The sequence below is a fragment of the Shewanella sp. Arc9-LZ genome, from assembly GCF_010092445.1.
In the GTDB taxonomy this organism is placed as follows: Bacteria; Pseudomonadota; Gammaproteobacteria; order Enterobacterales; family Shewanellaceae; genus Shewanella.
In genome coordinates, this window is record NZ_CP048031.1 from 3,359,841 (window position 1) to 3,379,220 (window position 19,380).

Annotated in this window: 20 protein-coding genes; 9 read left to right on the top strand and 11 right to left on the bottom strand. The window is 41.4% G+C overall.

Going from position 1 to position 19,380, the window contains the following annotated elements; genetic code table 11:
- Positions 1 to 5 precede the first annotated feature (5 nt).
- The 4 genes from GUY17_RS14340 to GUY17_RS14355 all read left to right on the top strand — a co-directional run bounded on the left by GUY17_RS14340 (position 6) and on the right by GUY17_RS14355 (position 6,834).
- Positions 6 to 3,266 carry an efflux RND transporter permease subunit gene (locus GUY17_RS14340; RefSeq protein WP_162023540.1) on the top strand — a complete coding sequence of 1,087 codons (3,261 nt, stop codon included), beginning with the start codon at positions 6 to 8 and terminating at the stop codon, positions 3,264 to 3,266.
- Positions 3,267 to 3,311: 45 nt separating this feature from the next.
- Positions 3,312 to 3,524: a DUF2892 domain-containing protein gene (locus GUY17_RS14345; protein ID WP_101086581.1), complete on the top strand. Its 213-nt coding sequence runs from the start codon at positions 3,312 to 3,314 to the stop codon at positions 3,522 to 3,524.
- 58 nt (positions 3,525 to 3,582) lie between these two features.
- Complete coding sequence (locus GUY17_RS14350; protein WP_254439933.1) at positions 3,583 to 3,915, top strand: rhodanese-like domain-containing protein; 333 nt, start codon at positions 3,583 to 3,585, stop codon at positions 3,913 to 3,915.
- A gap of 474 nt (positions 3,916 to 4,389) precedes the next feature.
- Positions 4,390 to 6,834 carry a S8 family serine peptidase gene (locus tag GUY17_RS14355; protein WP_162023541.1) on the top strand — a complete coding sequence of 815 codons (2,445 nt, stop codon included), beginning with the start codon at positions 4,390 to 4,392 and terminating at the stop codon, positions 6,832 to 6,834.
- A gap of 97 nt (positions 6,835 to 6,931) precedes the next feature.
- Here the strand turns inward: GUY17_RS14355 and GUY17_RS14360 are convergent, their stop codons facing one another.
- The 5 genes from GUY17_RS14360 to GUY17_RS14380 form a co-directional block, all read right to left on the bottom strand.
- The gene (locus GUY17_RS14360; protein ID WP_242445127.1) at positions 6,932 to 7,534 is read right to left on the bottom strand and encodes a CBS domain-containing protein; all 603 of its coding nucleotides are present in this window, start codon (positions 7,532 to 7,534) and stop codon (positions 6,932 to 6,934) included.
- A 247-nt stretch (positions 7,535 to 7,781) separates the two neighbouring features.
- Positions 7,782 to 8,318 (bottom strand): YaeQ family protein, encoded by a 537-nt coding sequence (locus GUY17_RS14365; RefSeq protein WP_101086577.1) that lies wholly within the window; start codon positions 8,316 to 8,318, stop codon positions 7,782 to 7,784.
- A gap of 78 nt (positions 8,319 to 8,396) precedes the next feature.
- Positions 8,397 to 9,308, bottom strand: coding sequence for a bifunctional precorrin-2 dehydrogenase/sirohydrochlorin ferrochelatase (locus GUY17_RS14370; protein ID WP_162023542.1), 912 nt, complete (start codon positions 9,306 to 9,308; stop codon positions 8,397 to 8,399).
- Positions 9,309 to 9,316: 8 nt separating this feature from the next.
- Positions 9,317 to 9,676 carry a rhodanese-like domain-containing protein gene (locus GUY17_RS14375; RefSeq protein ID WP_162023543.1) on the bottom strand — a complete coding sequence of 120 codons (360 nt, stop codon included), beginning with the start codon at positions 9,674 to 9,676 and terminating at the stop codon, positions 9,317 to 9,319.
- 385 nt (positions 9,677 to 10,061) lie between these two features.
- Positions 10,062 to 10,382: a DUF2007 domain-containing protein gene (locus GUY17_RS14380; protein WP_101086574.1), complete on the bottom strand. Its 321-nt coding sequence runs from the start codon at positions 10,380 to 10,382 to the stop codon at positions 10,062 to 10,064.
- A gap of 165 nt (positions 10,383 to 10,547) precedes the next feature.
- Between GUY17_RS14380 and GUY17_RS14385 the strand changes: the two genes are divergently transcribed.
- On the top strand, positions 10,548 to 10,949 hold the full coding sequence (locus GUY17_RS14385; RefSeq protein WP_101086573.1) for a DUF3224 domain-containing protein: 402 nt from the start codon (positions 10,548 to 10,550) through the stop codon (positions 10,947 to 10,949).
- Positions 10,942 to 11,160, top strand: coding sequence for a hypothetical protein (locus GUY17_RS14390; RefSeq protein ID WP_162023544.1), 219 nt, complete (start codon positions 10,942 to 10,944; stop codon positions 11,158 to 11,160). Before GUY17_RS14385 ends, GUY17_RS14390 begins: the two co-directional genes overlap by 8 nt.
- 56 nt (positions 11,161 to 11,216) lie before the next feature.
- Here the strand turns inward: GUY17_RS14390 and secF are convergent, their stop codons facing one another.
- The 6 genes from secF to GUY17_RS14420 all read right to left on the bottom strand — a co-directional run bounded on the left by secF (position 11,217) and on the right by GUY17_RS14420 (position 16,970).
- Positions 11,217 to 12,164 (bottom strand): protein translocase subunit SecF, encoded by a 948-nt coding sequence (gene secF / locus GUY17_RS14395; protein ID WP_101086571.1) that lies wholly within the window; start codon positions 12,162 to 12,164, stop codon positions 11,217 to 11,219.
- A 14-nt stretch (positions 12,165 to 12,178) separates the two neighbouring features.
- Positions 12,179 to 14,029, bottom strand: coding sequence for a protein translocase subunit SecD (gene secD / locus GUY17_RS14400; RefSeq protein WP_162023545.1), 1,851 nt, complete (start codon positions 14,027 to 14,029; stop codon positions 12,179 to 12,181).
- Positions 14,030 to 14,047: 18 nt separating this feature from the next.
- The gene (gene yajC / locus GUY17_RS14405; protein WP_011638150.1) at positions 14,048 to 14,380 is read right to left on the bottom strand and encodes a preprotein translocase subunit YajC; all 333 of its coding nucleotides are present in this window, start codon (positions 14,378 to 14,380) and stop codon (positions 14,048 to 14,050) included.
- A 25-nt stretch (positions 14,381 to 14,405) separates the two neighbouring features.
- Positions 14,406 to 15,530: a tRNA guanosine(34) transglycosylase Tgt gene (tgt, locus tag GUY17_RS14410; RefSeq protein WP_011638151.1), complete on the bottom strand. Its 1,125-nt coding sequence runs from the start codon at positions 15,528 to 15,530 to the stop codon at positions 14,406 to 14,408.
- Between the two features lie 142 nt (positions 15,531 to 15,672).
- On the bottom strand, positions 15,673 to 16,713 hold the full coding sequence (gene queA, locus GUY17_RS14415; RefSeq protein WP_162023546.1) for a tRNA preQ1(34) S-adenosylmethionine ribosyltransferase-isomerase QueA: 1,041 nt from the start codon (positions 16,711 to 16,713) through the stop codon (positions 15,673 to 15,675).
- Between the two features lie 68 nt (positions 16,714 to 16,781).
- Complete coding sequence (locus GUY17_RS14420) at positions 16,782 to 16,970, bottom strand: hypothetical protein (protein WP_162023547.1); 189 nt, start codon at positions 16,968 to 16,970, stop codon at positions 16,782 to 16,784.
- 194 nt (positions 16,971 to 17,164) lie between these two features.
- Between GUY17_RS14420 and GUY17_RS14425 the strand changes: the two genes are divergently transcribed.
- The 3 genes from GUY17_RS14425 to GUY17_RS14435 all read left to right on the top strand — a co-directional run bounded on the left by GUY17_RS14425 (position 17,165) and on the right by GUY17_RS14435 (position 19,177).
- On the top strand, positions 17,165 to 17,761 hold the full coding sequence (locus GUY17_RS14425; RefSeq protein WP_011638153.1) for an ACP phosphodiesterase: 597 nt from the start codon (positions 17,165 to 17,167) through the stop codon (positions 17,759 to 17,761).
- Between the two features lie 29 nt (positions 17,762 to 17,790).
- Positions 17,791 to 18,372, top strand: coding sequence for a protein disulfide oxidoreductase (locus tag GUY17_RS14430; RefSeq protein ID WP_162023548.1), 582 nt, complete (start codon positions 17,791 to 17,793; stop codon positions 18,370 to 18,372).
- Positions 18,373 to 18,523: 151 nt separating this feature from the next.
- Entirely contained in the window at positions 18,524 to 19,177 is a 654-nt protein-coding gene (locus GUY17_RS14435; protein WP_101086566.1) for a pseudouridine synthase, read from the top strand.
- The last annotated feature ends 203 nt before the right edge of the window (positions 19,178 to 19,380 follow it).

The window sequence follows — 19,380 nt, forward strand, 5'->3', positions numbered from 1 at the left end:
ACCTGATGACAACACCTAATGAATCGATAAAACTTGGCCTTTCAGGCTCAATAGCAAAAGCATTTCAACACAGCGCCATTACCCCATTACTGGCTATTCTAGGTTTATTACTCGGCCTTTTTGCGGTGATTATTACCCCCAAAGAAGAAGAACCTCAAATTGATGTGACTTTTGCTGATGTGTTTATCCCCTACCCTGGAGCCACACCGACGGAGGTTGAAAATCAGGTCACCTTACCTGCAGAACGGATAATTTCTCAAATAAAAGGCATTGATACCCTGTACTCATTTTCCCAGCCCGATGGCGCACTCATTATCGCTATTTTTGACGTCGGCGTTCCACGAGATGAAGCTGTGGTTAATTTGTACAATCAACTGTATTCAAACAGCGATAAGTTTAACCATGCAGCAGGCATTGGTGAGCCGTTAATCAAACCTAGAGGTATTGACGACGTACCTATAGTAGGGTTGACGCTCTGGTCTCAAGATCCAAACATCACTGCAGAGCAGCTTACCTTGGTCGCATCGGGCCTAGAAACAGAGCTAAAACGGATACCGGGTACTCGAGAAATTTATAGCCAAGGTGGCCACGAGATGGTGTTAAATGTGCGTATTGATCCTGTCAAGATGAACAGTTTCGGCGTAACGTTCAACGATATTAGTGCCACATTACAAGATAATAACCAACTGTCTACAGTCGGCTCGATGACGCAGTTTAATCAAGAAATAAAACTGCAAGCGGGGCAGTTTTTACGCACGCCTGATGATGTTAATAATCTGCTGATTAAAGTTAATCAACCCGAATCTATAACGGAGAAAAGTCCATTTCCTCGTGCAGTTTATTTATCTGATGTCGCCGATGTGAGCCTTAAAAGTGATATTCCTAAACAACATGTTTGGCACGTAACAGATAAGGGGACTTACCCGGCTATAACCATCGCGATTGGTAAACAGGCGGGGCAAAATGCCGTCGACATTGCAGATGCCGTATTAGCTAAAATCGATGCTGTCGATAACGTATTAATTCCCAATAATGTCAATGTCGCTATCTCTCGCAACTACGGTAAAACCGCTGGAGATAAATCTAATACACTTATTTTCAAATTGATTTTTGCCACATCTGCGGTAGTACTACTGGTATTTTTCACCATGGGACTTCGTGAGTCTGCCGTCGTTGGTGTAGCCATTATCATTACTCTCGCCATAACCTTATTTGCATCTTGGGCATGGGGATTCACTCTAAACCGAATTTCATTGTTCGCACTTATATTCTCCATTGGTATCTTGGTCGATGACGCCATCGTGGTGGTAGAGAATATTCATCGGCATATGGCAATGAGTGATAAACCCATAAGCGAGCTCATCCCTCATGCCGTTGATGAAGTCGGTGGGCCAACGATATTAGCTACCTTCACCGTTATCGCCGCCCTATTGCCAATGGCGTTCGTATCTGGACTAATGGGTCCATACATGAGCCCAATTCCGATTAATGCCAGTATGGGAATGATTATTTCGCTATTAATCGCGTTTATTATGACCCCATGGTTAAGCCGCATATTGTTAAAACCTCACAAAAAGATACATAGTTCAAACAATAAAGCGCCTGACACAGGTATCCCAGTAGAAGAAGACAATCGATTAACCCGTCTATTTACGCGAATAATGAGTCCTTTTTTACTCGGCGAACATGCGCCAAAAGCGCGAAAAGGCTTGGCTTTAGGGATCGTATTATTGATTGCCTTCGCTATCGCCTTACCTGTAATGCAAGCTGTAGTACTAAAAATGCTGCCTTTTGATAATAAGTCTGAGTTTCAGGTAATGGTTGATATGCCTGAAGGCACCCCTGTGGAACAAACTCAAAGAGTATTACAAGATCTCAGTCAATATCTCAGCAGTGTGGAAGAAGTTGAGCATTTACAGTTGTATGCGGGCACCCATGCACCTATGAATTTTAATGGCTTAGTACGACATTATTTTTTACGCAGCAGCCAAGAACTCGGTGAAATTCAGGTCAATCTAGTGGATAAAAAACATCGAGACCGCGACAGTCATACCATTGCATCATCTGTACGCGAGCCGTTGCAAAAAATTGGTCTACGTTATCAAGCCAATATCAAAATTGTTGAGGTACCACCAGGGCCACCGGTTTGGTCGCCTATAGTTGCTGAGGTTTATGCGCCTAACACCGAATTACGTGAACAAGCAGCCAATGACTTATTGCAACGTTTCAGAGATACCGAATACGTCGTTGATATGGATATATATTTGCCAGCGCAACAACAAAAGTGGCAAGTGATCATTGATCGAAATAAAGCCAGCTTAATGGGTGTTTCTTACGCCAGTATTGTGGATACGATCAGCACTGCTGTTGATGGTAAGGATGTCAGTTACTTGCATCAAGCACAGTTAGCTCATCCCACGCCGATTAGATTACAGCTTGATGAAGCCGCTAAAGTAGATCTAAAGCAAGTTTTGTTATTACGCCTACCGACTCAATCAGGTGAAACAGTACCGCTAACTGAATTAGTTAAGGTGCAACAACAAGTGATTAATGCACCCATTATCCATAAAAATATGGTGCCTATGATCATGGTTATTGCCGATATGGCAGGGCCAACGGGTAGCCCACTTTATGGCATGTTCGATATGGTCAGCCAGATTAATCAGCAAAATGAACAAGGTGACACTAGTTATCCAATTCAACAAAATTTGGTTAATCAACCTGATGGGTTAACCGACGTGTCGATTCTATGGGATGGTGAATGGAAAATAACATATGAAACCTTCCGCGATATGGGCATTGCTTATGCCGTTGGTATGATTGCTATTTACTTACTTGTTGTGGGTCAATTTAAATCTTATATCGTGCCGTTAATCATCATGGCGCCCATTCCATTGACCATCATAGGTGTTATGCCTGGGCACGCTTTATTAGGCGCTCAATTCACGGCTCCTTCTATGATAGGCATGATAGCGCTAGCAGGCATTATTGTCCGAAACTCAATTTTGCTGGTTGATTTCATTAATCAACAAACTGCCGCAGGCGTTCCGTTAGAACAAGCGGTTATCCACTCTGGCGCGGTAAGGGCAAAGCCCATTATGTTGACAGCATTAGCAGCAATAATTGGGGCATTATTTATTATTGATGACCCTATTTTTAACGGTTTAGCCATTAGTTTAATATTTGGGATTTTTATCTCAACTATTTTAACCTTGGTGGTGATTCCAGTGTTGTATTTTTCAGTAATGAAACATAAGCATGTGTAACAAAATTATATTATTCACTGGGCATCGCCCAATAAGGAGCTAAACATGTCATTAGAACGAAATATTATGGCCTTTGCCGGCTTTATGGTTTTATTATCTCTTGTGTTAACCGCAACAGTTAGTCCACATTTTGTCTGGCTTACTGTATTTGTCGGCGCTAATCTATTTCAGAGTGCTTTTACAGGCTTTTGTCCTGCTGCGATGATAATGAAAAAGTTCGGCGTCAAAACTGCAGCTGAAATAGCCTTAAATAAATAACAAGGAAATTATCGTGTTTAAAAAATCTATGCTGCTGTCTATTCAATCTATCTTAGCGATGTTGGTCTTATTAGCGGCATCGCTTATGCCTACTTGGGCTGCAGAGCAAGAGCCTAGCGTTGCTTGGAAAAAAATAGACCGCGGTGTCACGTTAATTGATGTGCGCACTGCTGAAGAGTTTGCTGCTGGACATATTGACGGTGCGATTAATATTCCATTTGAGATTATCGTCCCAGAGTTGGCAAAGCTCAATATCGATACAGACGCCGAAGTGGTTCTTTACTGCCGCAGCGGCAACCGTAGTGGTATTGCACAGGAATCATTAGTTAAACAAGGTTACACCAATACCTATAATGCGGGTGGTTTTGATAGCTTAATATCAGCACGATAACCTCACTAATAATCTAAAACCACACATTTGCAACTGTGGTTTTATTAATTAAATACAATAGTTTATCGTATTGGCATCCTCTTCATATCAATACGATAAACCTTACTGCTTTTGCTCCCTACATTTTTCCTGTAAAAAAATTTTTACATTTAATATTAGATAATTATTTATTAGCATAAAACGGATCCGTTTATGCACTTTCTAGTTAAGCGCTTTCATAAAGTTAACTCCATTAAAGCTCGAAAGATAACATTCTACCAACTCGAGTTGTAAGTGAATGTTAAGTCATGGTTGATGAATAAAAACTCAAATAAATCCGTTCTATAACACCAGTTACTTGACAACAAACATTAACAACTTGTTTACACCAGGCAAAAATGTGGTTACCTTTTAGACAGATAGGCAAAATAGCTTATCTGTAAAACATAATTATAAAAGACATTACGTCCCACCCTGATTAACATGGAAGATAATATGAAAAAGCATAAAAACCCAACGGTCGTGCTTAGCATGACAGCACTCGCTTTGGCTATTTCAACTCAAGTCAACGCAGCACCAACCCCGTCACAACTCTCTGCAACTAATCAACAGATTGAACAACAATCACCTTTACCTAAACGATATATCGTTAAGTTCAGAAATGATAATGCTGCTCAGACTCTTAATGGCAATGCCGCTGTGCAAAATGTGAATGTTGAAGCCGACAACAGCATGGATTACGAGCCTCGTTCTAACGAAGTATTTACCCAGTTTAGAGCTTTGAACAGCGTAAAGGCACGAGAAATGAAGCGTGTAGGTCGTAGTAATAGCTACTCAGTTAAACTCGATTCTCCCTCTCTTAAAGCATTACGTTTGCGTCAAGATGTTGAATACGTGGAAGAGGATTTACCCCGTAGACTGCTTGCGGAGACAACACCTTGGGGACAAACCTTTGTTGGTGCGACCGTGTTAAGCGACAGCCAAGCAGGTAATCGCACTATCTGTATTATTGATTCTGGTTATGACCGTAGCCACAATGATTTAAGTGGTAACAATGCAACCGGGACCAATAACTCAGGTACAGGTAACTGGTATCAACCAGGTAATAATAATGCCCATGGTACTCACGTAGCAGGTACCATTGCCGCAATAGCGAACAATGAAGGTGTGGTCGGGGTTATGCCTAACCAGAATGCCAATATTCATGTTGTAAAAGTATTTAACGAAGCCGGATGGGGCTACTCATCGTCTTTAGTCGCTGCTATTGATACCTGTGTTACTTCAGGTGGTGCAAACGTAGTCACAATGAGTTTAGGTGGCAGTGGTTCAACCACAACTGAGCGTAATGCATTAAATGCTCATTATAACAATGGGGTGCTATTAATTGCAGCGGCAGGTAATGCTGGCGACAGTAGTTATAGCTACCCAGCATCTTATGATAGCGTAATGTCTGTTGCTGCGGTTGACAGCAATCTTGATCATGCCGCTTTTTCACAGTATACAGACCAAGTTGAAATTTCAGGTCCTGGCGAGGCAATTCTATCAACGGTTACCGTTGGCGAAGGTCGTTTAGCCGATATAACTATTGGCGGTCAGTCATACTTTAACAATGGTGTAGTGCCGCACAACCGTTTAACCCCGTCAGGTACTAGCTACACTTCGGCACCAATTAACGCAAGTGCAACAGGAACCTTAGCGGAATGTACTGTAAATGGAACCAGTTTTAATTGCGGTAGCATGACCAATAAAATCTGTCTTGTTGAGCGTGTAGGCAACCAAGGCTCAAGTTACCCTGAAATAAACTCGGTTAAAGCCTGTAAAACAGCCGGTGCCAAAGGTGTCATTGTATACAGTAACACTGCACTACCAGGGTTACAAAATCCTTTCCTAGTGGACGCTAATAGTGAAATTCTGATTCCGTCGATGTCTGTTGATCGAGCTACGGGGCTTGCACTTAAAGCCAAGTTGGGTCAGTCAGCCACTGTGAGTAATCAAGGCAATCGAGATTATGAATATTACAATGGCACCTCAATGGCCACACCACATGTGTCAGGCGTAGCAACATTAGTGTGGAGTTACCACCCAGAGTGTAGCGCCAGCCAAGTGCGTGCGGCATTAAATGCCACAGCAGATGACTTAAGCGTTGCCGGTCGTGATAACCAAACTGGTTACGGGATGGTTAATGCAACAGCAGCAAAGGCTTATCTAGACGAATCATGTAATGGTCCAACCGATCCAGGTACAGGCTCTGGTGACAGCGTACTTGAAAAAGGCGTGGCAAAAACGGGCCTAGCTGGCGCTAAAAACGATGAATTATATTTCTCGTTAGACGTTCCTGCAGGCGCGACAGACTTAAGCTTCACTATGAGTGGTGGCACTGGCGATGCTGACTTATATGTGCAGTATGGCGCATCACCTACCAGCAGCAGTTACGACTGTCGTCCATGGAAAGGTGGTAATGCAGAGTCTTGCCCAATTGCGACGCCTCAATCTGGTACTTACTATGTGATGCTACAAGGTTATAGTGCATTTAGTGGTGTAAATTTAGTGGCTAACTACACCGCTGGTAGCACTGGTGGCAGCAACACAGGCGGCCCAGCGAGCTACAACAATACCGGAAATTATACGATTCCAGACAACAACACTAGTGGTATCACTAGCCCTATTACTGTTAGCCGCACTGGCAATTCAGGAACGGTATCAGTGTCTATTGGAATTATTCATACTTATATTGGTGATTTAAAAATCCAGTTAGTTAGCCCAACAGGTCAAACTGTTGTACTGCATAACAACACTGGTGGTGGAACCGATAACCTAACCCAAACTTATACGGCTAATATGGCAGGTGTAGAATCAAGTGGTGTATGGACATTAAAAGCAGTTGATAATGCGAGACAAGATACTGGATATATTGATACTTGGAGCTTAAGCTTCCAGTAATATTATTTCGTTGATTACAAAAATAGCCACATTATGTGGCTATTTTTATTTCTGATGGATTAACTTTTTAACAGTTAGCAGACTAATAATTAAAAATCTAATAGTGAGGTTGTGTTGTTTGCAACACGGCAGGCTGCTGAATATTGGCAATCACTTCAAATATAGATGCAAATGAGTTTGGTGTACTCACATCGACAGCAAGCTTTAATCGACGAGCAATATCATTAGCAGATAGCACACCACGAATAGCATGATTAGATCGGTCAACCACTAAACAATGTTGCTGTCCTGCTGATTGTAATGTCTCAATAACATCACCAATACGAGCATAACTTAAATCTTCAAAATCAATCGCTTTCAGATCTTCTTTAGGGATCATAAAATCTGCAACACTTAAATGCTCACGCTGATGACCAGCTGCAACACGTTTTAATATTTCTTGATTATGTAAAGACTCAAAGCTGATTAGGCCAATAAACTTATCTTTATCATCTATGACTAATTTAAGACGTACATGCGACTTCTGCATTAAGTGCTCGACCTTAACCGCCGACGTGCTCGATTCTATCACCATAGGCGTCACTTTCTTAAAATCAGTAAACACATTTAACGCTGAAGATAGTACTGAGATATCTTCATGGGCTTCTGGTGAAGTTAATTCATCAATTTTTTCTACTGGGTATAGGGCTAATTTCTTCACAATAACATCCTTAATCAACAACCATCGCGAAACGTGAAACATCATATTTATTAATGATTTATAATTTATTGTGATGTTCACTGCATGATTTGATTATCTGCCTGTGATTTTATTAGTACAAGACCCATTTGATTAAATTTAATTAATTTTTGATAAATTAAGGTTAAATTCACTTTACTGTGATCGTAATTATGATAGCGAAATGTGATAGCAAAATGTGATAGCAACCCAAATAACGTAAATACCACTACTTTAACGTTTCAGGCTCTATTAACACGCTATTATTTGCATCCGACAACCACACTTGCCCTTCGCTAAGACTAACTTGTAACGCCATATTTCGATTAACAAATACATCCATTTGTTTCACCGCATCTTCTGGAAAATTAATCACAGTTAAATTATCGTAGCGAGCAAACGCTTGCTGGTTCTGCTGCCACCAAATAGGCACACTTCGGCCACCATAAGTATAAAGAATAACGTGTTTTGACCGACCACAGGCTTTTCTAAGCCATTTCTCATCAGCTTGACCAAACTCAACCCAAAGATCGATTTCACCACTCAGATTTTTATCCCAAAGTTCAGCTTCATCATCAACACATAACCCTTTACTAAACACTAAAGTTTCGGATGCATTAATGGCAAATGCCAGTAAACGCACCATCATGCGCGTATCGGTTTCGGACGGATGTTGGGCTAAGGTAAACTGATGATCGGCATAATAATGACGGTCCATATCTGCAATCTGCAGCGAGACTTTAAAAACGGTAGCTTTAGCAGCCATAAAAGGTTCCAACAAGTATAAAAAAACCGAGTCTACTACAAAGTAGACTCGGCATAATAGGACATCGTACTTATCCGGTTAAATAGCGCCAGGGCGTAGATGTTTAGCCATTGGAAAATGCGCACTTAACTGGGCGACTTTTGCAACAGAAGACACTATCAACATACGAGATCCATGTTCATATTGATGAGTGATATCACTTAACAATGGCACAGCTTCTCTGCTTGCGTCTCGCCTTAATAATTCATTAATCTCACTATCAAGGGCACTATCACTGTAAACCACGTCTAATGCCTGTAATAGCGGCATTGCTGCAATAGGGAGTAAATGTGCCGGCGTATCCTCGGTTAACAAAAGAATCTCACCTTTAACACTAAAGTCTTCAAAAGACTCAAGGTAACGTTGTTCTGTTAATGCATCGAATTTATCTTGGTTAGTGGTAAAAAAACGTTCCCAAAATAAACGTCTATCTTTGCCTGCTAATAATTTATGTTGTACTTCCTCGCGCTTGCTGGCAACAAAATCAAATAAAGGCGCTAATGATGACGGTAGCATAGTTTCGAGGCGTGAACGGATGGTTCGAGCGAAAACAGGTGCGGCACCAGCTGTACTTATCGCAACCACTAACCGGCCTCTATCCACTATCGAAGGCGTAATAAATCGACAAAATTTAGGATTATCGACCACATTCACCCAAATCCCCCGCTCTGTGGCCAACTGCGCAAAATCCATATTCAATTGCTCATCGGCTGTAGCAAGGTAAATGATATCCACATTGGCAATATCATCAGCACATACTTCACGACGAGACAGCTGGATCAGCCCCTGCGTATAATAGTTTTCAATATCATTGGCAACCGTCGGCGCTATGACATGAATATGAGCATCCGTACGAGACAACAAATCGAGTTTACGTGTGGCAACTTCACCAGCACCAACCAATAAGACTTTCAAACCTTGAGTATCGACAAACAAAGGGAAATATTGCATTAATCTACTCAGTCTTCAACGATAGGGAATTGATGTTGTATCCAAGCACGGTAGCCACCAACCATTGAGGCGACTTGCGTATAACCCATAAGTTGTAAATTATAGGCAGATAATGCTGCACGCTGGCCTGCGCCACAATAAAGTAATATTGGAGTATTTTTATCCGGAAAACGATGCTCTATATCACGTTCAATAATGCCACGACTGAGGTGTTTTGCATTAGGTAAATGCCCTTGTAACCATTCGTTATCTTCTCGCACATCAATTAATTGCCATTGATCTTGTTGTTGATATTGCTCAATGGTTAACAAGCTAACATGTGGCATAACAGAATCGACCAAACTGGCGAATGCTGGAGAGGGTTGCATAGCGTTTCCTTAAGTTAGTTAAATCACTCATTTGTGACAAATTAGCACTACATACGTCATAAACCTAAAAGTAGTTTAATCATTAGAGTCTATTGGATTTTTGAAAGCAATTTTGCTGCAGTTAGTGGCAATTTACTATAACGAGGAGTTTATGATGGTGTCATTTACATAAATAAGCGCTAATTGCGCCAAAATAAGCCACATATGCAATCCTAGTGGCTCAACTAAACGGGCGCATATTTATAAACTAGGCTCTTTATTACTAAACGTAAATTGACTTAGACACTTTTCGTCTAATATTTACGTCGCGATTAAACCCCGTTTATGTTGAATAATATGTGGTCATGAAAGATGGCTTTCAACGTTAAAAAACCATCATACGGGTTTATTCGTTATGCATTTCACTTCTTTGCGAACTACATTGCCAACACAATTCAAAACTGCCTTCGTTTATTTCATGGCATTGGACACATTGCCATTGAGGCTGTTCAATATCGAGTGAATCGAGTAAGGTTTGCGCAGTGACAAGTTGATTGTCTGCTACCCATAATTCTACCGTTTGCATTTCAATCGGTAAACCGCCTACACCACCAATGAGTGCTTCACCTTTAAGATCAACTTCAATTCCACTGGTTTCCAGTAGCCCTTTCCATGTGTGAGCCTGCAGTAAATTACCACCGGCTAATAATACTTTTCGTTGTTCCATGCGTTATCCTACTGCATTGCTCTTGCTGGCAAATTTGTTTCATCCTACTGCCTCTACCAAAATCTGTCGAGTGTTGTTTATAAATTGGACATTTGTCATAGACAATGATTATGTTAACTTTATATGAACTCTTCGTATTTAATAACATCATAAGCAGGGCTCTACATGACAAAAATAGTCTTAAAAGGTGTATTTCAAATCACCGCTTGGAATGAATCGGCATATGCTGAACACGACAATAACAGCAAACAAACCATTGCCGAAATTACCCAAACGTATTCTGGTGATATCAATGGTTCAGCTCAAATTCGCTATGTAATGTCATATCAAAATGGGGAGGCTGCGGTATTTGTCGGAATGGAGCACTTAACCATAAACACGCCAGAAATATCCGGCACCATAGTGTTACAACATAATGGGGTATTTTCGCAAGGTGTTGCACAAAGCCAATTCAATGTAATAGCTGACTCGGGTACCGATAACTTGCATCAATTTATCGGCCACGGTGAGTTTACCTCAACCGAAAACGGCCAAGCAGATTACCTCATCACTTTGCATCATGACTAAAATAACCATTTCTCGTTTAGAGACTAATATCGGTACATTTAGAGTATCTGGGAAGATGATGGTAACTTCACTGATGTTTATCAGTGTTGATATACTCGGCAGTGATGGGTGGGAAGCGCTGATGATCGACCCACAAACCCAATGGCACAAAACTTTGATGGCTGCCTGTGAAGTGCATTTAGCAGAACAACAGAACATAACTAAGGCATAAAAAGAAACCCCAGCAAGCTGGGGTTTCTTTTTAGCGATTAAGATTAATAATACTTATTAAGGCATCATTGAAGGCTGATCAGCACCTTCTTTCTCAATCTCTACCGGTAACATGTGCTCACGGTTGATACCCAATTTAATGGCTAAATAACTTGCCACGTAAATCGATGAGTATGTACCAACAAAAATACCGAGTAGCAATGCAGTCGCAAAACCATGGATCATTGTGCCGCCTTTTAAAAACAGCGCAATAACGGTAATTAATGTAGTACCTGTAGTAATAACAGTACGACTCATGGTCTGAGTGATTGAGGTATTCACAATCTCTACAGGGGTGCCTTTACGCATTTTAAGGAAGTTTTCACGGATACGGTCATACACTACGATGGTATCGTTAAGTGAGTAACCTACAACTGTTAATAAACCTGCCAATACGGTCAAGTCAAACTCAAGCTGTAATACCGAAAATACCCCTAAGGTCACAATAACGTCATGGGCTAGCGCCGCTACAGAACCTGCAGCTAAACGCCATTCAAAACGAAATGATACATAGATAAGAATACAGATTAAAGCAACAATAACGGCTAAGCCACCCTGCTCCGCTAATTCCTTACCTACTTGTGGCCCAACAAACTCAACACGCTTTTGAATCACGCCTGAATCAATTGACTGCGCAGCAGTTAATACTGCTGCAACCTGGACATCACTTTTTAACTCATTTCTTACCGGTAAACGCACCAATATATCGCGGCTTGAACCAAAGTTCTGTACTACCGCACCTTCAGCTTCCGCTGTGGTCATGGTCGCACGTAAAGCATTCAAGTCAACAGGTGCTGAAAACTCCATTTCAACAACCGTACCGCCGGTAAAGTCTAAGCCCCAGTTAATGCCTTGTACGCCTAGCGATACAAAAGAAGCAATAACTAAGATCAACGACATTACACTAATAGGAAGTGCATGACGAAGGAAGTCGACTGTTTTCTTTACTGAAAATATTTGCAACATATTCAACTTCTCCCTTAGATAGACAATGACTTAACGCGCTTACCACCCCAAACCGCATTCACGATTGAGCGTGTGCCAACTATGGCTGTAAACATCGAAGTCGCGATACCTATCATTAAGGTAACAGCAAAGCCTTTAACCGCACCGGTACCGACAGCAAACAAGATTAACGCTGTCATAAAAGTGGTGATGTTAGCATCTGCAATGGTTGAAAAAGCATTACCATAACCTTCATGGATAGCTTGTTGTACGCTGCGACCGCCAAGAAGTTCTTCACGGATACGTTCAAAAATAAGTACGTTACCGTCAACCGCCATGCCCACCGTTAATACCATGCCCGCAATACCTGGCAAGGTTAATACCGCACCTGGGATCATAGACATCACACCAACAACCATAATTAAGTTTGCCATCAATGCAAGGTTGGCAATAAAACCAAATGCACGGTAGTAAACCATCATAAATACAAGAACAACAACCATGCCCCAAATCATCGCTTGAACACCGTTTTGGATGTTTTCAGCACCTAAGCTTGGGCCAATAGTTCTTTCTTCCACAATGGTCACTGGCGCGATCAACGCTCCTGCACGTAATAATAACGCTAGGCTTTGTGCTTCAGTATGCTCAAGACCGGTAATGACAAAATTACGACCTAAACGAGCCTGAATCGTCGCAACTGAAATAACCTCTTCAATACGAGTCATTTTCACTGTGCCATCAGGATTACGTGTACCACTGTCTTTATATTCGATAAACAATGTTGCCATTGGTTTACCGATATTGTCTTTGGTGACGTTAGAGAAAATCGAGCCGCCTTTCGCGTCAAGATTAATCGCTACCTGTGGACGGCTGTATTCATCAAAAGTAGGTTGTGCACCAGTGATATGATCACCCGTTAGCATCACTTCTTTTTTCAATACGGCAATCCCGCCTTCACGGCGTTGGTACACTTCTGCACCTGCTGGAACACGACCATTTGCAGCTGCACTTACGTCGGCTTTATCGTCAACCATACGAAATTCAATCGATGCCGTAGCACCTAAAATTTCTTTTGCACGAGCTGTGTCTTGTACACCAGGCAGTTCAACAATAATGCGCTCAGCGCCTTGACGTTGTACTACAGGCTCAGCAACACCCAACTCGTTAACACGGTTACGAATAGTGGTAATGTTTTGCTGTAATGCTTCTTCCTTAATTTGCTTAAGATAAGCATCACTCATGGTAGCAAGAAGCATAAACTCATTACCGCTACTCGCGTCGGTATAGGTCATGTCATTGCTGCGAGTTTTTAAATAAGTCTCAGCTTGGTCAACAGTTTCAGCATCTCGAAACTTAATCGCAATTCCTTTAGGGGTTTTACGAATACCAGCATAACGAATTTTTTCTTCACGAAGCTGGCTACGGAAATCAGCTATCTTAGCTTCTTCCATTTTACGAATAGCTTCGCCCATATCCACTTCCATTAAGAAGTGAACACCACCACGTAAATCTAAACCTAATTTCATCGGCGACCCACCAACAGCTTCAAGCCATTCAGGGGTTGCCGGAGCTAAGTTTAACGCAACGGTATATTTCTGACCAAGCTGCTCAGCGATAGCTTCTTTAGCCACCAACTGCTGCTCAGGATTTTGCACTCGGACTAATAACTGACCATTTTCAAGCTCGGCACGCTTTACGGCAATACCCTGACTATCTAATAAATCAACCACAGTCGTTTGTGTCGATGCAGTCACTTCTGCGCCGCGAGTTGCGACAATCTGCACTGCATGATCTTCACCAAACAAATTTGGTATTGCATAAAAACTACCAATGGCGATGACAAGCATCACCATGATGTTTTTCCACATTGGGTATTTATTTAACACACCATAGCCCTCTTGGCTTTATAACGACTGGATAGAACCTTTAGGCAATACCGCTGCGATGTAATCCTTTTTAATCGTGATTTGGTTGTTATCATTAATCGCTAATAACACATAATCACTTTCTTCACCGATTTTGGTCACTTTACCGAGAATGCCACCACTTGTTAACACTTCATCACCTTTTGAAATCGACGCCATTAGGTTTTTGTGCTCTTTTACACGCTTTGACTGTGGACGGAAAATCATGAAGTAAAAGATTAATCCAAACATGACTAGCATAAAAATTAACTGCATGGTTTCGCCACCGGCTACACCACTGATTGGGCTTGCATATGCATTTGAAATAAACATAGTTCTCTCTTCTTATTAGCTAAAATTAAACGATTAACTCAGGTACTTCACGACCAAAACTGGTATAGAACTCCTTAACAAAGGCGTCTAATGTACCTGTCTCAATTGCGCCGCGCAAACCTTCCATCAACATTTGGTAATAACGTAAATTATGGATGGTGTTTAAACGCGCACCTAGAATTTCATTACAACGATCTAAATGGTATAAATAAGCACGTGAATAGTTTTTACAAGTGTAACAATCACACTTAGGATCTAATGTTGCTGTGTCATCACGGTGACGTGCATTACGAATTTTAATGACACCTTCACTGGTAAATAAATGGCCATTACGGGCATTACGTGTTGGCATTACACAGTCAAACATATCCACACCACGACGAACACCTTCGACTAAATCTTCAGGTTTGCCTACGCCCATTAAATAGCGCGGCTTGTCAGCAGGAATTTGCGGACAAACATGCTCTAAAATACGGTGCATGTCTGCTTTAGGCTCGCCAACAGCTAAACCACCTACGGCATAACCATCAAAACCTATGTCTAAAAGACCCTTTACACTCTCGTCACGTAAATCTTCAAATACGCCACCTTGAATAATGCCAAACAAAGAGTTTGGGTTTTCTAAACGGTCAAACTCATCACGTGAGCGCTTAGCCCAACGCAGTGACATTTGCATCGACTTACGTGCTTCGTCATGTGTCGCTGGATACGGTGTACATTCATCAAAAATCATCACCACGTCAGATCCTAAAGAATCCTGAATTTGCATTGATTTTTCTGGGTCTAAGAAAATCTTTTCACCATTGATCGGTGAACGGAAATGCACACCTTCTTCAGTGATTTTTCGAATGTCACCTAAACTAAAAACTTGGAATCCACCCGAGTCAGTTAAAATAGGACGCTGCCAATTCATAAAGTCGTGCAAATCACCGTGTTTACGCATGATCTCTTCGCCAGGACGCAACCATAAATGGAAGGTGTTGCCCAATAAAATGTCGGCACCAGTAGCGCGCACTTCTTCAGGCGTCATACCTTTTACCGTACCGTAAGTTCCAACAGGCATAAATGCTGGTGTTTCTACAGTGCCACGATCAAAAATAAGACGTCCGCGACGTGCACGACCATCAGTTGTATCTAATTCAAATTTCATAAATCACCTTGCCAGATAAACAGTCTGACTCGTTTAGTTTCTATAGTAATGAGGGCAAATTTTAATGCTTCAAGGTTACTGACACATTAAATCAAAAAAACGCCCACTATTGTGGGCGAGTATTTTAAATCAAATTCATTGCCTACGGGGCTTTTTTCGTCACAAACATCGCATCGCCATAGCTAAAAAAGCGATATTTTTGCGTAATCGCATGTTGATAAGCCTTCATGACCGCTTCATAACCTGCAAAAGCACTCAACAGCATGATTAATGTTGATTCTGGTAAATGAAAATTAGTGACCATGGCATCAACAACTTTAAATTGAAAACCTGGGTAAATAAAGATATCAGTATCACCACTAAAGGCTTCAAGCGGACCTTCTCCACTCGCGCGTGCAGCGCTTTCTAATGAACGCACTGATGTTGTGCCGACGGCAACAACACGATGTCCAGCCGCTTTAGTAAGCGCTATTAGGTCAACAACCTCTTGTGGCACATTAGCCCATTCTGAATGCATCTTGTGCTCAAGCACATTATCTACTCGTACAGGCTGGAATGTACCGGCACCGACATGCAAAGTCACAAAGGCAATATTAACCCCTTTGGCTTTTAAATCGGCTAGCATTGCATCATCAAAGTGTAAGCCTGCTGTAGGTGCTGCTACTGCGCCTGGCGTTTGGTTGTACACTGTTTGATAACGTTCTTTATCAGCATCTTCATCTGGACGATCAATGTAAGGAGGCAGTGGCATATGGCCAACGTCTTCAAGGACTTCTAATATGGTTTTATCAGACAGTAACTCAAGCTCAAACAAAGCATCGTGACGAACCAACATTTTCATTTGGTAGCCGCCGTCTAAGTCGATAATCGTATCCACTTTAGGCGATTTTGAACTGCGAACATGGGCTAGAATACGTTTATCGTCGAGCATACGTTCAACGAGAATCTCAAGCTTACCGCCAGTCGACTTTTGACCAAATAAACGCGCAGGTATAACTCGGGTGTTATTAAACACCATCAAGTCTCCAGGATTGATCAGATTGAATAAATCAGTAAACTTTTTGTCGGCAAGCTCACCGTTTTCGCCACTTAATGTGAGTAAACGCGAAGCATTGCGTAGTGCTGTCGGATAGCGAGCAATCAGCTCATCAGGTAGGTCGAATGAAAAATCTGCAACACGCATAGTATGATCTCAACAGTAAAAACGGCCGCTAGTCTATGGCGACTGCGGGTTAAGATCAAGTTTGGTGATTATTTTGTCGGCTTTTGTTCTATCGACTCGGTGTCGATATCGTCCAGTTCAATAGTATCTGACTTGGCAGAGTCAAAGGTTTGGTCCGATTTATATGAATGTTCTTCATAACGCATGTCGATGTGTACTTTATTTCTTTTTGGTGCAGCTGGCTTACCCAATAACTTTTTAATCCAGTCTTTCATCATCCTTGATCCCTAAATTAATCCTATAACCTTTAAAAAGCAGTTACATATACGCATCACAATGATACGAAGCTCAATACTCCATGACATTTATCTATAAAACGTTATGATTAACACCACTCACTTGCCACTTTGTAACGCTTTGTTACAAACGGCTAGTATCATACTGTAAAATAATAAAATTAGAAGTACAATTTATGAACTTTTTAGCTCACTTACATTTAGCCGACATCAGCGATACTCACCTAGTAGCTAATTTGTCGGGTGATTTCGCGAAAGGTAACATAGAGCAACATCCAAAACATCTGCAACAAGGGATATGGCTTCATCGACAAATAGACCAAATTACTGATAGTCATGAAATTATTATCGACCTGCTCAAGCTGTTTCCTAAAACCTCACGTCGTGTTGCACCGATATTAGTAGACTTAGTATTTGATCATTACTTAGCATTTTATTGGGAAGAGTATCATCATCAGCCATTAGATGAATTTTGCCAAAAAGCATACCACCAGCTTAGTACTACACTTGAACTACCTCCGACGTTACAGGCCATTGCGCCACAAATTATCCAGCAAGATTGGCTTAGTAGTTACCAAACAAGGCAAGGATTAGATCAAGCGATTAAAGGCGTCAGTCGTCGTTTATCAAAACCAGAACTTTTTGACCATGCCATTAAAGATATCGATAAGATTTATATTGATATCGAGATTGCATTTAGAACCTTTTATCCACAGTTAATGGCCTATAGCAGGCTTTATAGTCGTAAGACTCCGGCAGCATATTTACCTTAGCACAGGGTATTTATAGGAATTAATCTCGTATGCCGTCATGGTTACTTAATCTAAAATACACACTCAAAACCAAACGGTTTTGGCTAACGAGTCTACGCGATATAATCGTTATTGCGGTGGTGTTGTTCGCTATCGCGAGTTATCTACAGCGAGATATGCGAACAGGCATAGCGATGCCAATTAACGCATATACTATCGCCAATAAACCAATATCATTATTTACTTCAGCATCAATTGACGCCCAGCAGCATATCAGAGAGAACAGTACCCAAAATAAACCCACCTTGGTCTATTTTTGGGGCACTTGGTGTCCGGTGTGTAAAGTGACCTCTCCTATGGTGAATTCGGTTAATCTTAATCCAGATTATCAGGTTGTTTCCATTGCAGTAGCTTCAGGTTCTGACGACGACATCAGCACCTTTATGCAACATCATCATTATCATTTTGATGTCATCAATCAGCATCAAACAATGTTATTAAGCCAACAATGGGGCGCCATGGCATTGCCTGCTATTTATATCGTTGATACTGAAAACAATATTCGCTTTGTTACCTCTGGCGTAACAAGCAGTTGGGGAATGTCATTACGGTTATGGTTAGCGACCTGGTAAAGCCGCCATAACCAAACAGCATTATTCAGTCGAATAATTGGTTTTTGGTTATCAGTAAAACTTTGTTAGTATCCGCAACATGAGTACTCGCGAGATTAACGTTTCGCCACATCAATACCTGAATCAGACACAATTAGAGAGACACTTTATAATGCACATCTTTACTTATCAACCACCCTCAATTCCGTGGTTGGACATACGCTATAAAGACCGTGACATTATCGTCATCAATAAGCCTTCAGGCCTATTATCAAATCCAGGGCGTTCACCTGACACACACGATACGGCCATAACCCGTTTGCAACGATGCTATCCTGAAGCGATTTTGATCCATCGTTTAGATTGTGATACTTCTGGGATCATGATTTTTGCTCGTACTAAAAAAGCGGAATCACATTTAAAAATTCAGTTTCAAAATCGCCAGGCCAAAAAAGTGTACATTGCTGAAGTGATTGGCCACGTGGGTGAACAACAAGGTAAAGTGAACTTTGCCCTAGGACCTAATCCTGATTCACCACCATTCCAAATGCTTACAGATTCAGGCAAAGCTGCGTTAACCTACTTCCAGGTACTTGAACATAGGACGCAGTCAACGCTGATGGAACTTAAACCTCATACTGGCCGCACTCATCAGCTTAGGGTTCATATGTTGGCGCTTGGCCATGCCATTTTAGGCGATGAGTTTTATGGCGATACCGAAACAATTAGTGCCAGTAAACGGTTAAACCTGCATGCGCAATCGCTCACAATTACCCATCCTTATAGCCAAGTCGAGATGACGTTTTTTAGTCAGCATCCATTTTAATATCTTAACCAGAGCTTGGGATAAGAGATGAGAATGTAGTCAGAAGGATTAAAAGCTTAGCGATTAATCCTTCTCAATATTATTATTTGTCTTAGTAACAAGACGAATCGACGCGTCAATATCTAGCCTATTGCAAGTCTTCTTGTGTAAAGAATAACGCAGGTATCAAGACAAGGAACTGTTTGAGAGGCGTTTGTTATCTT

Coding starts and splice junctions, on each gene's coding strand:
- GUY17_RS14340 (WP_162023540.1), top strand. CDS start 6: ATGACAACACCTAATGAATCGATAAAACTTGGCCTTTCAGGCTCAATA.
- GUY17_RS14345 (WP_101086581.1), top strand. CDS start 3,312: ATGTCATTAGAACGAAATATTATGGCCTTTGCCGGCTTTATGGTTTTA.
- GUY17_RS14350 (WP_254439933.1), top strand. CDS start 3,583: ATGTTGGTCTTATTAGCGGCATCGCTTATGCCTACTTGGGCTGCAGAG.
- GUY17_RS14355 (WP_162023541.1), top strand. CDS start 4,390: ATGAAAAAGCATAAAAACCCAACGGTCGTGCTTAGCATGACAGCACTC.
- GUY17_RS14365 (WP_101086577.1), bottom strand. CDS start 8,318: ATGGCTGCTAAAGCTACCGTTTTTAAAGTCTCGCTGCAGATTGCAGAT.
- GUY17_RS14370 (WP_162023542.1), bottom strand. CDS start 9,308: ATGCAATATTTCCCTTTGTTTGTCGATACTCAAGGTTTGAAAGTCTTA.
- GUY17_RS14375 (WP_162023543.1), bottom strand. CDS start 9,676: ATGCAACCCTCTCCAGCATTCGCCAGTTTGGTCGATTCTGTTATGCCA.
- GUY17_RS14380 (WP_101086574.1), bottom strand. CDS start 10,382: ATGGAACAACGAAAAGTATTATTAGCCGGTGGTAATTTACTGCAGGCT.
- GUY17_RS14385 (WP_101086573.1), top strand. CDS start 10,548: ATGACAAAAATAGTCTTAAAAGGTGTATTTCAAATCACCGCTTGGAAT.
- GUY17_RS14390 (WP_162023544.1), top strand. CDS start 10,942: ATGACTAAAATAACCATTTCTCGTTTAGAGACTAATATCGGTACATTT.
- secF (WP_101086571.1), bottom strand. CDS start 12,164: ATGTTGCAAATATTTTCAGTAAAGAAAACAGTCGACTTCCTTCGTCAT.
- yajC (WP_011638150.1), bottom strand. CDS start 14,380: ATGTTTATTTCAAATGCATATGCAAGCCCAATCAGTGGTGTAGCCGGT.
- tgt (WP_011638151.1), bottom strand. CDS start 15,530: ATGAAATTTGAATTAGATACAACTGATGGTCGTGCACGTCGCGGACGT.
- queA (WP_162023546.1), bottom strand. CDS start 16,713: ATGCGTGTTGCAGATTTTTCATTCGACCTACCTGATGAGCTGATTGCT.
- GUY17_RS14420 (WP_162023547.1), bottom strand. CDS start 16,970: ATGATGAAAGACTGGATTAAAAAGTTATTGGGTAAGCCAGCTGCACCA.
- GUY17_RS14425 (WP_011638153.1), top strand. CDS start 17,165: ATGAACTTTTTAGCTCACTTACATTTAGCCGACATCAGCGATACTCAC.
- GUY17_RS14430 (WP_162023548.1), top strand. CDS start 17,791: ATGCCGTCATGGTTACTTAATCTAAAATACACACTCAAAACCAAACGG.
- GUY17_RS14435 (WP_101086566.1), top strand. CDS start 18,524: ATGCACATCTTTACTTATCAACCACCCTCAATTCCGTGGTTGGACATA.